This window comes from Actinophytocola sp. (assembly GCF_045807065.1).
Taxonomy (GTDB): domain Bacteria; phylum Actinomycetota; class Actinomycetes; order Mycobacteriales; family Pseudonocardiaceae; genus Actinophytocola.
Genome location: NZ_JBJMIE010000306.1, coordinates 1 through 13,227, shown reverse-complemented (window position 1 = coordinate 13,227; position 13,227 = coordinate 1). Strand labels below are relative to the sequence as shown.

The window sequence follows — 13,227 nt, the reverse complement described above, 5'->3', positions numbered from 1 at the left end:
GGCCGAGACGCCGTCGGACACCTGCGCCGCACCCGGCGCGAGCTTGTCCGCGCCCGCCTTCAGGTCGTTCAGGCCGCTGGACAGCGTCGCACTCCCCTGCTCGGCGCTCGCCGCGCCGTCGCGCAGCTGGGCGGCGCCGTCCGCGGCCTGCGTGATGCCGTTGCGCAGGCTCTCCAGGTTGTTGAACACCGACTGGAAGTACGCGCTGACGGCCGCCGCGCTGATCTTGTTCTCCAGCTCCGCCTGCACGGTCTGCGCCATCTTGCCGACGATGTAGCCGTTCGCGTCGTCCAGGGTGATCAGCATGCGAGCCCGCTGGGGTTCGGCGTTCGCGCCGCTCGCGAGCTTCTTCGAGAAGTCACGCGGCACGGAGATCTCGAAGTAGTAGTCGGTGTCGTGCACGCCGCGTGCCGCCTCGGCCCGGTCGACGAAGTGCCAGTCGAAGATCCGGTCCTTCTTCAGCTCGTCGACGAACAGCCCGCCCGCGTCGACCTCCTGGCCGTTCACGGTCACCGGCCGGTCCTCGTTCACCACGGCGACCGGGATCTGGTCGAGCTTGCCGTACGGGTCCCAGTTCGACCACAGGTACAACCCGCCGTACAGCAGCGGCACGAGCACCACGAACGCGAGCGCGAGGCGCTGGAGTGGCGTGCGGAACCGCTTGATCTCGTACCACGCCAACCTCGCTGCCAGGCTAAACGGCCGCACTGCTGTCCCTCCCCAGTTCGTACACGTGCGCGCCCTCGGCGAGGCCCGCGTCGATGGTGCTGGCGACCACGGTCATCCCGCTCTCGGCCAACGAGCCGAGCGCGGTCCAGATCCGGCGCTGCTGGTCGGGCGTGGCGTGCGCGTCGACGTCGTCGAGGACCACGGCGGCCGGGCGGGCGGATACGGCCAGGGCGACGGCGAACAGGGCCGCGTCGTCCGGGGCGAGGTCGCCGATCAGCGTCGTGCCGTCCACGTCGAGGCCGACGAGGTCCGCCGCCCAGCCGGGATCGGCGCCCCGGTGGAGCAGGCCGGCCTCGCGGCGGCCGTCGCCCACGGTGAGGTCGGGGTCGAGCTCGACGGCACCGGTGGCGCGCGCGACGGCGACCCGGGCGCGGATGTCGGCTCTGCTGACGGCGTCCCCGACGCGGAGTTCACCCGTGCTCGGCCTGGCCCGGCCCGCTAACGTGAGCAGCAACATCGTCCGCCCGCTGCCCGCCGGTCCGGCGACGGCGACCAACGAGCCTTCGGGCACCGCGAGGTCGACGTCCCGGTAGACCCAACCCTGGCGAGTGCGCAGGCCCAGACCGGCCGCCTCGATCATGCCGCCTCCGCGAAATATACATTCCTGTATCCGATTCGTTAATGTACTCTTGGCGGCATGGCGCAGCCAGTTGCGGCAGCGGAGACGCCTGTCACGCGACCTCTGTCACGTAAACGTCGGCAGACCCAGGAACGGTTGTTGGACGCGGCGCTCGACGCGTTCGCGGAGCGCGGATTCCACGGCGCGTCCGTGGAGGACGTGTGCGAGCGGGCAGGCTTCAGCCGCGGCGCGTTCTACAGCAACTACTCGTCGAAGACCGAGCTGTTCATCGCGCTGTACCAGAGGCAGACCGAGCGCGTGCTCGCGGTGCTGGACGCGAGTGCCGGACCGGCCGGCGAGCTGGACGGCCGCGACTTCAGCACGGTCGTGACCGAGTTCCTGTCGGCCGCGCCCCACGACCGGCGCTGGTTCCTGATCAACTACGAGTTCGGGTTGCTCGCCGTGCGCAACGAGGCGTCCCGCGCCGCGTTCGCCGCCGTCCGCAACCGGGCGTGGACGATCTTCGCCGCGCACCTCACCGACCTGCTGGAGCGCATGGGCCTCGAGCTGACGGTGCCGGCGCTCGAGCTCACCCGCTGGCTGTTCGCCGTGTACGAGGGCGGGGCCACCCAGGCCTTCGTCGAGCCCGACGTGGTGTCACCCCAGGAGATCAGCGAGCGGGTCAACCCGATCATCCTCGCCGCCGTCACCCGCGCGAAGGACTGACGAGGCAGTTGAGTGTCTCGAACGGCTTTTCGAGGCGGACAGGAGGTTCGGACCGCTCTACCGGATGTCGTAGGTCGAACTCGCTGGATTCGCTTCGCTCAGCAACTGTGGGAGCAGGGCTTCACGCAAAGCAGCAGTTGTGCGGCTGATCCGCTCGTAGATCACGATCTTTTCGTCCAGCGCTCGGAGTGTGTCGGCAATGCTCAGCTGAACAGCCATGGGTGGGACCACGACCGGCAGAGCCCCGAGCATGACCGTGCTGAGGCTGGGAAGTACCGCGCCGCCCGTGCTCCCTGCTATCCAGCGTCGAACCGCCGTATGCCCCAGGTAGTAGACGAGGTATGGCGCACTGATCATCTTTCGCACACGGAGACGGAGACACGCCGAGCTGATCAGCCAGCCAAGCTGGTTCCCGCCGGTTAGCCCACGGCGTCCGAGGTCTCCTCGCCGGGAACACACAATGTCGTCCGGCTTCAGTCTGTATCGGGATAGCCGCCCGGCCGCCTTGCGGCTGGTACCCAGGGCACAGTCGTCAGCGATCTTGTTGTTCGACAGCTCATGCGGCGTGACGACCGGAACATCTGCTGAGGTACGCGTCACCAGCTCCATATGTGCGCCTGAAAGAATCTCACATACACTGTCCAGGCGCTGCTCCGCCCAATAGTTCGGAACGACGCCGATCAACGAATCCATGTTCCGAGCCCGTCCAGTTTCTGCTCGACCACGGCGTTCACCGACGCAGCGTGCCGTTCCAATTCGACCAACTCACTCCGAAGCTCATGCACCGGTCTGGTCGACATTTCGCAGTCGACAGTCGGGTTCACATATCTGGCGGGGACCAGCACGTAGTCCTGGTCACGAACGCGCTCGACAGCGACCGATGCCGAGAACCCCGGCATGTCCTCGTACTCTTTGCCCTCACGCCAACGATTGACCGTATCCACGATCTGACGTCGGTCGTCGTCGGACAAGATCCGCTGCGCGCGGCTGATCATGTGACCGAGCCCGCTCGCGTCGATGAATAGAATCTCTCCCTCATCCATCGACATCGGCGACCTCGGCCACCGTATGTTGACCGGAACGGCGGGTGGAGTGGACAACGCCACGTTGACGGGGACAGCAGGGGCTCTCAGCAACCACACGTTGACCGGAACAGCGGTGGAAGCGAACAGTTGCGGCGGAAGCGCGATGATGGCCTCAACAACTCCATCCTCGACCATCCCCGTTCTGACCTGCTGTTCGGCGCCGCTGCGGAACAGAGTGCCGCCGGGCATGACAACGGCTGCTCTCCCCTGGCTTGAGAGCGACAACATCACGTACTGAAGCCATGCGAGACTGGTGCGGTTCTTCGGCAACCGACCGTATTGAGCGTTGAAGTCCGCCGGTGCTCTCAGATCGAACGGCGGGTTCGACAGGACCACCTCGAAGCGTTCCTGCGCAGCCAACAGCCGTACGTCATGAAAGAGAGCGTCGGCGGATGCGTTCACATCGGCCGATACTCCACGGAGCCGTAGGTTCATACGTGCCAGACACGCGGCACGGACGGAAAGAGCACGTCCCGAAAACGCCACATCACGCGGACGACCACCATGTTCCTCGATGTGTCTCGCCGCGCCAACCAGGAACTCTCCGGATCCGCAGCAGGGGTCGAACACGCTTGTTCCCCGGATCGTGTCGGCCAACTCCACGAGAAGTCGCACAACCGCCGGAGGAGTGCGCACGGCCAAGTCCCGCCGCCCCTCCTTGGCCGCGAACCGATCCAAAAGAAATTCGAACACCTCGATCCCGTAGCCGGCGAGGCGCACACGCTCGATCAGACGAACGATCTCGGCCAGCCGGTGATCGTTTACGACGTCGTCGAGAAGCGGGAGACTACCTCGGTGGAGGTCGAGAAGGAACGAGTCGGGGTAAAGAGCGTCATACTTTACGGGCCGTCCTCTCCCCGGGCCATCGGCTGCCAGAATATTGCTCCAGCGGTCGCCGTCCTCGATAGCAACATAGAGCAAGGTCAACACGAGATCCGCGAACACGGCGATATCGCCAGCGCCGCAAAGCCGGACGAGTTCCTCCCACAGAACACCGAGCGTGTAATCGGGTGACCTGTGTGCAATCTCCATGGTGTTACGGAACCTTGTGCCATAAGTCGTGCCCGGGAGCTCGTCTGGCCCAAGGTTCTTCTTCGGGATCCTGCGGTCGTCGAGCCATCCCGCCATCTGCACGGCCGAGAACAACTCTTGGCCGTCGACCTCCATCGGTACCGGGAACGACGAATGCCGCCGACGCCAGTTGCTGACCGCAGGCAACGTGAGCCTGAGCCGACGAGCTACCTCGGACATACTCACGTGCACATCGACCACGTGAGCCTCCTCCCTCAGCCCCACTGCTTCGGCCGCCGCAGCACCACCCCGGCCTCGGTGACGACCTTGTCGGGCAACTGAGCCCGCCGGACCTTGTCGTTGCCGACGAACACGAACCCGTCAACCACGCGTTTCAACTCCGCGGAGTGCCGATCGGGTGGGAAGGCAGCGATAATCCGCTTGGCAGGAAACAGGCTCTTCGTCTCTCGCACAGCGGGACACAGATCGCTGTCTGCCGAGATCAGAAGAGCAGTGTCGAAGTGGTCCCGTACCGCGTCGGACAGCAGCGCGACGGCGATGTTGACATCGGTCTCCTTCTCTTCGAAGACCGTCCAGGTAGTACCGCAATCCGGCATCGCCTGTCCTTCGCCTGGAAACGACCATCCTTGATCTCCACCAGCGGACTGTGCGCTTGGAGCGCGTCGAGGTAGTCGGACTGGCGTTGCCCGGCTTCGGCATCATCTCGAACACGAGCGGTGAAGTACCTGACGAGTTCCAGGCTCTGGCCGCGTCGCAACAGACTTACTGCCAGTGCCTGCAGGTCAAGCCACAAGTACTTTCGAGCATGCCTCGATCGCAGGCCGAAGTACAGGTTGAAGCCATCGACGTAGGCGGCGACGCGGGACATGGTGTATCTCCTGCATGCACTGCGGTCTGAGGTACGATCGATGCACACCACGCCAGGGTGAGCAGTCCTGGCTCGACGGCCCCGAATTCGGGGCCGTCTCTCTTTCTCCCAACAACTGCAAATTGCCAGGCGCGAGCCTACGCCCATTCAGAAGGCAGCCGTACTGGCGTGCACGGACTATTGTTAACTGTCTCGCCCCTGCGAACTGGTGAAGGCGCCGCCTCGAGACGTTGAACATCTCAAGACGACGCCTTCAAGCCATGCAACCTGGTCAGGCCCTGGTGACCGCGACCGTGACCTCGACGCCGTCGCCGACCGAGCCGGCGAAGCCGGTGGCCGGGCCGTAGGTCACCTCGTTCGCCAGGGTTTCGCCGGCCAGGAACTGTTCGTGCGGGCGTACTGCCTCGACCACCGACTCCGGGGCCTGGACCGTCACCGTGATGCGGTCGGCCACGTCCAGGTCCGCCTCGCGGCGGGCCTGCTGTACGACGCGGACCAGGTCGCGGGCGACGCCCTCGGCCTCCAGCTCCGGGGTGGTCGTCGTGTCCAGGACCACCAGGCCCGAGGACGCCGGCAGCTCGGCCGTCGCGCCCCTGTCGGTGGCCACCAGGCGCCGCTCGTACTCGCCGGGCAGCAGCTCGATGCCCGCGGCCACCACCCTGTCGCCGGACGTCGTCCACTCGCCAGCCTTGACCGCGCGGATGACCTTCTGCGTGTCCGCCCCGAGCCGCGGGCCGCACGCCCGCGCGTTGACCACCAGCTCGAAGTGGCCGTGCGCGGCGACGTCCGTGGTCAGCGAGACCTGCTTGACGTTCACCTCGTCCGCGATCAGGTCGGCGAACGGCTCGAACGACTCCGCGTCCGGCGCGGCGACCACCAGGGACGCCAGCGGCAGCCGCACCCGCAGCTTGTTCGACTTCCGCAGCGCGAGCGCCGCCGAGCACACCTGCCGGACCCGGTCCATCGCCGTCACCAGCGCGGCGTCGGCCGGCAGCAGGTCGTCGGCCGGCCAGTCGGCCAGGTGCACCGACCGCTCGCCGGTGATGCCCCGCCACACGACCTCGGCGGTCAGCGGCAGCAGCGGCGCCACCGTCCGCGACACGACCTCCAGGACCGTGTGCAGCGTGTCGATGGCGTCGGAGTCACCGGCCCAGAACCGGTCCCGCGACCGGCGGACGTACCAGTTGGTCAGCGCCTCCAGGTACTCCCGCACGCCCGCGCACGCCCCGGACAGGTCGTAGACGTCCAGTGCGGCGCGGGTGTCGACCACCAGCTCCTGCGTCTTCGCCAGCACGTACCGGTCGAGCACGTGCGTCGAGTCCGTCCGCCACGTGCCCTCGACGCCCTCCGCGTTCGCGTACAGCGCCAGGAAGTACCACGTGTTCCACAGCGGCAGCACCGCCTGGCGCACCGCGTCGCGGATGCCGCGCTCGGTCACCACCAGGTCGCCGCCCCGCAGGATCGGCGAGGCCATCAGGAACCAGCGCATGGCGTCCGAGCCGTCGCGGGAGAAGACCTCGTTGACGTCCGGGTAGTTGCGGCGCGACTTGGACATCTTCTGCCCGTCGTCACCCAGGACGATGCCGTGCGCCACGCAGTTGCGGAACGCCGGCCGGTCGAACAGCGCCGTGGCCAGGACGTGCATAGTGTAGAACCAGCCACGCGTCTGGCCGTTGTACTCGACGATGAAGTCGCCCGGGTAGTGGTGTTCGAACCACTCGCGGTTCTCGAACGGGTAGTGCACCTGCGCGTACGGCATCGAGCCGGACTCGAACCAGCAGTCCAGCACCTCCGGGGTGCGGCGCATGGTCGACTTCCCGGTCGGGTCGTCCGGGTTCGGCCGGGTCAGCTCGTCGATGAACGGCCGGTGCAGGTCGGTCGGGCGCACACCGAAGTCGCGCTCCAACTCGTCCAGCGAGCCGTACACGTCCACGCGTGGGTACTCCGGGTCGTCCGACACCCACACCGGGATCGGCGAGCCCCAGAACCGGTTGCGGGAGATCGACCAGTCGCGGGCGTTCTCCAGCCACTTGCCGAACTGACCGTCGCGGACGTGTCCGGGCACCCAGTTGATCTGCTGGTTCAGCTCGACCATCCGGTCGCGGAACTTGGTCACGGCGACGAACCACGACGTCACCGCGCGCTGGATCAGCGGGTTGCCGCAGCGCCAGCAGTGCGGGTAGGCGTGGTCGTAGGTCTCGTGCCGCAGCAGCTTCCCGGCGGCCTTGAGGTCCTTGATGATCTGGCCGTTGGCCTCGTTCAGGACGTGCATGCCCTCGTACGGGGGCACGGAGGCGTCGAACCGACCGTGCGGGTCGACCGGCGTGACGGGCGTGATGCCGGCCGCGTCGGTGACGACCTTGTCCTCCTCACCGTAGGCGGGGGCGATGTGCACGATGCCCGTGCCGTCCTCGGTGGTGACGTAGTCCGCGGCCAGGATCTGGTGCGCGTTCTCGGTGCCGACGAAGAAGTCGAACGGCGGGGTGTACCCGCGGCCCAGCAGGTCGGCGCCCTTGTAGCGGGCGACCACCGGCGGGTTCTCCCCCAGCTCACGCGCGTACGCCGCCACGCGGGCCTCGGCCAGCAGGTACTTCTCGCCGTTGGCCTCGACGGTCACGTAGTCGACCTCGGGGTTGACGGCCATCGCCAGGTTCGACGGCAGCGTCCACGGCGTGGTGGTCCAGATGAGGGCCAGCTCGCCGGTCTCGAGCCGCAGGGCGACGGTGACGGCCGGGTCCTGCCGGTCGAGGTAGACGTCGTCCATCTTGGTCTCGGTGTTCGACAGCGGCGTCTCGCAGCGCCAGCAGTACCAGAGGACGCGGTAGCCCTCGTAGACCAGGCCCTTGTCCCACAGGGACTTGAACGCCCACATGACGCTTTCCATGAAGTCCAGGTCGAGCGTCTTGTAGTCGTTGTCGAAGTCGACCCAGCGGGCCTGGCGGGTCACGTAGTCGCGCCACTGCTGGGTGTACCGCAGGACCGACGTGCGGCAGGCGTCGTTGAACTCGGCGACGCCCATCTCCTCGATCTCGGCCTTGGTCTTGATGCCGAGCTGTTGCTCCGCCTCGAACTCGGCCGGCAGGCCGTGGCAGTCCCAGCCGAACCGGCGCTCGACGTGCTTGCCGCGCATCGTCTGGTAGCGCGGCACGACGTCCTTGACGTAACCGGTCAGCAGGTGGCCGTAGTGCGGCAGGCCGTTGGCGAACGGCGGGCCGTCGTAGAAGACGAACTCGTTCGCGCCGTTGTTGCCGGTGGGGCGCGCGTCGATGGTGGCCTGGAACGTCTTGTCGGTGTTCCAGTAGTCGAGCACGGCCAGCTCGAGGTTCGGGAAGGACGGCTGGGAAGCCACGCCGCTTCCCGCGTTCTCGTCCGAGCCGACCTGCGCCTTGGGGTAAGCCATCGGGTCCCTCAACAGTCGTCCGTGTGCCTTGGCACGGGGACGACATGACGCCGCGGTACCACCCCGCTTGCCAGCGCTCGAGCACGCTGACCACTCGTTGACGGCTGTGACGGGCCGTATCCGTCCGGTTCTAGTGAGGCCGCCTGGTCACGGCGGCCCGTTCTTCCGGAGGCTCCCCGGTGATGGCCGGTTCGACGCCTGTACTACAAGGATGCCAGAAGCCGTCAAATCACTTGGCGCGGGCCCGGTGCCTGGCGGCGAGCGTCGCGTCCGGACCGCAGCGGGCACACGGCGTGAAGCCCAGCTGCCGTGCCTCGGACACCGCGACCGGGATGGTCGGGCGGTTGGCCAGCCACACGCAGGTGGCCAGGTGGTAACGCGGGTGCTCGTCGACGACGCGGACCTCGACGTTGAGGCCGGCGACCACCAGCAGGTCGCTCGCGTCGGTCGGCTCCTCCCCCGGCTCGCCGACGAAGTCGTCCTGGACGAGGTCGTCCTGGACGAGGTCGTCCTGGACGAGGTCGTCCTGGACGGCCGCGATGCTCGTCCGTTCCTCGTCGGACGGTTCGTCGACCGGTTCGGTCACCACGGTCCGCACGTCTTCGGGCCCGGATGGCAGCTCGAGCTTGACGGGCGGCTCGAAGTCCAGGTTCGACATCGGCTCGCGCATCGGCTCCGGCTGGAGGTCGTCGTCGTCCTCCAGCGGCTCCACGTCCGACGGCTCGTCGCGGTGGTGACGCGGGCCACCCACCGTGACGGCCCTCGGTCTCACCGGCTCGCCGGCGCGGGCCTTCGCACGCCGGCCCGAGACCCAGTCCATGACGAGGAGCGTGGCCGCGACCACGCTCACCACGACGGAGATCCAGGCCCACAGCGTGTTGGCCGTGGTCAGTGCGGCTACGAGCAGCCCGAAGGCAGCCAGCACCAGCACCAGCACTATGTACAGCACTGATCAGAAGCGGCTACGACGCGTGCGCGTCAGCCGGCCTCGGCCGCGCGTGGCCCGAACGCGTACCCCTGGCCCGACCTGCCGGTGTCCGACGACCCGGTGGTCGGCGCCGCGGAACCGCGGTCGCCAAGCTCGCGAAGGCTCGACTCGAGGAACGTCTTCAGCCTGGTCCGGTACTCACGCTCGAACGTGCGCAGCTCGTCGATCTTCTTCTCGAGCGCGGTCCGCTCCGCCTGCACCTGCCCCAGCACCTCGGCGTGCTGCCGCTGCGCCTCCCGCTCCAGGGTCGTCGCCTTGTCGCGAGCCGACCGCTCGAGGGTCTCCGCACGGGTGCGCGCGTCGTTGAGCATCGTCTCGGCGCGGGTACGAGCCTCGTTGACCATCGTGTCCGACTTGGCGCGCGCCTCGGACAGCAGCTGCTCGGCCTTCGTGCGTGCCTCGGCGAGCATCCCGTCGGACTCGGCCTTGGCCTCGCCGGTGAGCCGGTCCGCCATCTCCTGGGCGAGACCGAGCACCTTGGCGGCCTGGACGTGGTGATCCCCACCCGTCGCGCCGGGCGACGTCTGCTCCAGTGCGCTCGGCGGCGGCACCGGGGTGAGCCGTCGCTCCTGGTGGACCGGCTGCGGTGCCGGTGGGTGCGAACGCGCCTCCTCGATGTCGGCGCGGGCCGACTCGAGCTGGGCGTCGAGCTGCTCGACCTGCGCCCGCAGGTCGTTGTTCTCCTCGATCAGGCGGGAAAGCTCAACCTCCACCAGGTCAAGGAAGGCGTCCACCTCGTCCTCGTTGTAGCCCCGCTTGCCAATAGGAGGCTTGCTGAACGCGACGTTATGCACGTCAGCGGGGGTCAACGACATCTGATCACCTCACGCACTCGGGTGTCTGCGATCCATCCGGAATCCCCGTTACCCCGGATAGGCCAGTCGCATCAGTATGAACACAACCAGCAGCAGCACCATAATCGATAGGTCCAGCCCTACGCCTCCGATCCGGACCATCGGGATCAGCCGACGGACCAGGCGGACCGGAGGATCGGTCACTGTGTAGATGGTTTCCAGCGTTACCGCAACCCCGCCGGCCGGGCGCCACTCTCGCGAGAACGCGCGGACGAGCTCCACCACGACTCGCGCGGTCAGGAACAGCCAGAAGACGAACAGTACCCAATACAAGACAAGCCGCACGGGATCCACGTGTCAACTCTGCCATCACTCACGTTCGGTTGAGAAATCCACCCTCCGCTATCCGTCGTCTGTCCTCCGCGGTGGGGTCCTGGTTCGGTGGTGAGATCAAGAACACCTTGTTGGTGACCTTGTCCATCGAGCCCCGCAGAGCGAACACCAGGCCGGCCGCGAAGTCCACCAGGCGGCGGGCGTCGGAGTCGTCCAGCTCGGTGAGGTTCATGATCACCGGGGTGCCGTCCCGGTAGTGCTCGCCGATGGTGCGTGCGTCCGTGAAGCTCGACGGGTGCAGCGTAACGATCCGTCCCATCGGATAGCCTCCGGCACTCGGCTTGGCCGCCGGAGCGGCGGGCACGGGCTGCGGCACGGGCCGCGGCACGGGCTCACGACGCGGTTCCATCGCCAGCGCGCCCTGCACCGGAGCGTCGGCTGACCAGGGCGGACGCGGTCGTGGCGCCGGCCGGGCCGGGAAGTCGGCACGGCCGTCGACCTCGTAGTGGTCCTCCGCGTAGCGGTCGTCCCGGCGACCGAACTCACGCCGGCGGGCGCCGTCGGCGTAGGGGTCGTAGTCGTCCTCGGCCAGGTAGTCCGGGCGGCGCGGCGCGCCCCGGTAGTCCGCCCGCTCGTCGTATTCGTTCAGGTCATCGAGGTCGTAGCCGTCGTACTCGTCGGCGGGGACCATGCCGAAGTAGGCCTTCAGCTTCTGCAGCGTGCCCATACCCCTGCCCCTCGCCGAATACGACTGCTGAAACGTGTTATGGCGAGGCTAGGCCACGGGTGCCCAGGAGCGCTGTTCCGACACGCACGCAGGTCGAACCGCAGGAGATAGCCGACTCGAGGTCGCCGGTCATCCCGGCGGAGATCTCGGTGGCCTCCGGATGATCTTCACGCAGGCGTTCGGCGGCTTCCCGCAGCCTGCCGAACGCCTCGGCCGGTGTCATCGTGAGCGGCGCCACAGCCATCAGACCGCGTAGTCGTAGTTCACCCGAACGGGCGACATGCTCGGCGAGGCTCGCGAGCGTGTCGAGTGGCGCGCCGCCGCGTGTCGGGTCGCCGTCGATGCTCGCCTGGATGAGCACGTCGAGGGGTTCGGCCCGGTCGCCGGCGTCCCGCGCGTTGCGCACGGCCCTGTCGAGGGCATCCACGAGCCGGTCGGAGTCGACGGACTGGATCTCGGCGGCCCAGCGGGCGACCGCGCGGGCCTTGTTGCGCTGGAGGTGGCCCAGCATGTGCCACCTCGGGCTGGCCCCCGGTCGGAGTTCCCGCAGCTCAGCGGCCTTCGGGCCGGCCTCCTGCTCGCGGTTCTCGCCGAGGTCGGTCACGCCGAGGTCGGTCAGGATGGCGGCGTCCTCGACCGGGAATGTCTTCGTTACCGCAATGAGACGAACGGCGTCTATTGAGCGCCCGGCGGTGCGACAAGCGGTCGCGATGCGGCTGCGCACGTTCTCGAGCGCGGCCTCGATCTCCGCGAGGCGGTCCGTCACGGCTGGTCCTCCGGGTCGAGCCAGGTGAGGGCGGCCAATCGCCCAGTGGTGCCTTCTCTGCGGTGACTGAACAGGCTGCGATCCTCGAACGTGCACCGCGGATCGATCCCGATCTTGGCCACGCCGGCGTCGGCGAGCTGGCGCCAGAGACCGGCGCGGATGTCGAGGCCGGGCGTGCCACGCCGGGTCTTGCACGCACTGCCCGGGAGGTGGGCCTCGACGTCGGCCTGCATGGCGGCGGGGACCTCGTAGCACTCGCCGCAGACGGCCGGGCCGAGCAGCACCTCGATCCGGTCGGTCCGGGCGCCGGCCTTCTCCATCGCGGTGAGCGCGGCGGGCAGGACGCCGACGCGCGCGCCGACCCGGCCGGCGTGGACGGCGCCGACGACACCCGCCTCGGGGTCGGAGAGGAGGACGGGCGCACAGTCGGCGCAGAGCGCGACCAGCGCCAGGTTGGGCTCGGCGGTGACGATGGCGTCCGTCGCCTCGACGGCTTCCGCCCGGGGCCCGTCGACGACCTCGGCGTTGCGGCCGTGCACCTGTTCCATCCAGACGAGCCGGCCGGGTTCCAGGCCCAGCTCGGTGGCCAGCCGGTGGCGGTTGGCGGCGACGGCGTCCGGGTCGTCGCCCACCCCGCCGCCGAGGTTGAACGAGTCGTACGGCGGCTTGGACCTGCCGCCGGCCCGGGTGGTCACGACCCGTCTGATCCGCACAGCACTCTCCTCTTGTCTGGCCGGAACGCCATGAAAGGCGCGTTCGAGACGTTGAGTGTCTCGAACGCGCCTTTCATGGCACTGGGTCGGGTCGGTCGTCAGCGCCGCATGAACGGCGGGACGTCGACCTCGTCGTCCGGCTCGTCCGTGACCGGGACCGCACGGGACGGCAGGCTGCCACCCGTGCCGGGAGTCCGCGGGCGGGGCGAGGCCGTCGGCGGGACGCTCGCGCTGCCCATCGGGCTCGCGTAGCCGGCCGCGGCCTGGCGGGGCGGCGGCGCGAGGTGCTGTTGGTCCGAGGTCTGGTGCACCGGCTGGTGCGGGGCGGCGGTGCTCCCGCCGGCCGGCGGGGTCTGCTGCACCGGCGGGTTCTGCTGGATCGGCGGGTGGGGCGCCGGGCTGGGTGTGGGGTCGGGTGCCGCGTACGTGCTCTGCGCGGGCGGCGTCTGCGGCTGAGCCGGGGCGGGCCCAGGTGGCGAGGAGTGGAACGGGAAGGTGGGCGGGGGC

At 68.4% G+C, this 13,227-nt stretch carries 14 protein-coding genes and 1 pseudogene; 2 read left to right on the top strand and 13 right to left on the bottom strand.

Annotated elements, in window-relative coordinates:
- On the bottom strand, positions 1–681 hold a 681-nt coding region (locus tag ACJ73U_RS17625), incomplete at its 3' end, for a YhgE/Pip family protein (RefSeq protein ID WP_407778726.1).
- 13 nt (positions 682–694) lie between these two features.
- Entirely contained in the window at positions 695–1,309 is a 615-nt protein-coding gene (locus tag ACJ73U_RS17620) for an ATP-binding cassette domain-containing protein (protein WP_407778725.1), read from the bottom strand.
- Positions 1,310–1,447: 138 nt separating this feature from the next.
- On the opposite strand from ACJ73U_RS17620, the gene ACJ73U_RS17615 reads away from it, so the two are divergent.
- Entirely contained in the window at positions 1,448–2,014 is a 567-nt protein-coding gene (locus tag ACJ73U_RS17615; protein ID WP_407778724.1) for a TetR/AcrR family transcriptional regulator, read from the top strand.
- Between the two features lie 57 nt (positions 2,015–2,071).
- On the opposite strand, the gene ACJ73U_RS17610 is transcribed toward ACJ73U_RS17615, so the two are convergent.
- From ACJ73U_RS17610 to ACJ73U_RS17600, 3 genes are read right to left on the bottom strand one after another with little or no spacing between them, the layout of a single operon-like run.
- Positions 2,072–2,707, bottom strand: a complete 636-nt coding sequence (locus ACJ73U_RS17610; RefSeq protein WP_407778723.1) for a restriction endonuclease subunit S — start codon at positions 2,705–2,707, stop codon at positions 2,072–2,074.
- Positions 2,695–4,371 (bottom strand): N-6 DNA methylase, encoded by a 1,677-nt coding sequence (locus ACJ73U_RS17605; RefSeq protein WP_407778722.1) that lies wholly within the window; start codon positions 4,369–4,371, stop codon positions 2,695–2,697. The genes ACJ73U_RS17610 and ACJ73U_RS17605 overlap by 13 nt, the downstream gene beginning before the upstream one ends.
- Before the next feature lie 14 nt (positions 4,372–4,385).
- Positions 4,386–4,727 carry an NYN domain-containing protein gene (locus ACJ73U_RS17600; RefSeq protein ID WP_407778721.1) on the bottom strand — a complete coding sequence of 114 codons (342 nt, stop codon included), beginning with the start codon at positions 4,725–4,727 and terminating at the stop codon, positions 4,386–4,388.
- Positions 4,728–4,783: 56 nt separating this feature from the next.
- Between ACJ73U_RS17600 and ACJ73U_RS17595 the strand changes: the two genes are divergently transcribed.
- Entirely contained in the window at positions 4,784–5,029 is a 246-nt protein-coding gene (locus ACJ73U_RS17595) for a hypothetical protein (protein WP_407778720.1), read from the top strand.
- 241 nt (positions 5,030–5,270) lie between these two features.
- Here ACJ73U_RS17595 and ileS read toward each other — a convergent pair whose 3' ends face one another.
- The 8 genes and pseudogenes from ileS to ACJ73U_RS17555 all read right to left on the bottom strand — a co-directional run.
- Entirely contained in the window at positions 5,271–8,399 is a 3,129-nt protein-coding gene (gene ileS / locus ACJ73U_RS17590; RefSeq protein WP_407778719.1) for an isoleucine--tRNA ligase, read from the bottom strand.
- Positions 8,400–8,628: 229 nt separating this feature from the next.
- Positions 8,629–9,348 (bottom strand): hypothetical protein, encoded by a 720-nt coding sequence (locus ACJ73U_RS17585; RefSeq protein ID WP_407778718.1) that lies wholly within the window; start codon positions 9,346–9,348, stop codon positions 8,629–8,631.
- Between the two features lie 29 nt (positions 9,349–9,377).
- Entirely contained in the window at positions 9,378–10,202 is an 825-nt protein-coding gene (locus ACJ73U_RS17580) for a DivIVA domain-containing protein (RefSeq protein WP_407778717.1), read from the bottom strand.
- Between the two features lie 48 nt (positions 10,203–10,250).
- Entirely contained in the window at positions 10,251–10,535 is a 285-nt protein-coding gene (locus ACJ73U_RS17575) for a YggT family protein (RefSeq protein ID WP_184814390.1), read from the bottom strand.
- A 19-nt stretch (positions 10,536–10,554) separates the two neighbouring features.
- Entirely contained in the window at positions 10,555–11,241 is a 687-nt protein-coding gene (locus tag ACJ73U_RS17570; protein ID WP_407778716.1) for a cell division protein SepF, read from the bottom strand.
- 37 nt (positions 11,242–11,278) lie between these two features.
- Entirely contained in the window at positions 11,279–12,007 is a 729-nt protein-coding gene (locus tag ACJ73U_RS17565; protein ID WP_407778715.1) for a YggS family pyridoxal phosphate-dependent enzyme, read from the bottom strand.
- Positions 12,004–12,720, bottom strand: coding sequence for a peptidoglycan editing factor PgeF (gene pgeF / locus ACJ73U_RS17560; protein ID WP_407778714.1), 717 nt, complete (start codon positions 12,718–12,720; stop codon positions 12,004–12,006). The genes ACJ73U_RS17565 and pgeF overlap by 4 nt, the downstream gene beginning before the upstream one ends.
- Positions 12,721–12,818: 98 nt before the next feature.
- A pseudogene (locus tag ACJ73U_RS17555) lies at positions 12,819–13,227 on the bottom strand (cell division protein FtsZ); the annotation flags it as partial.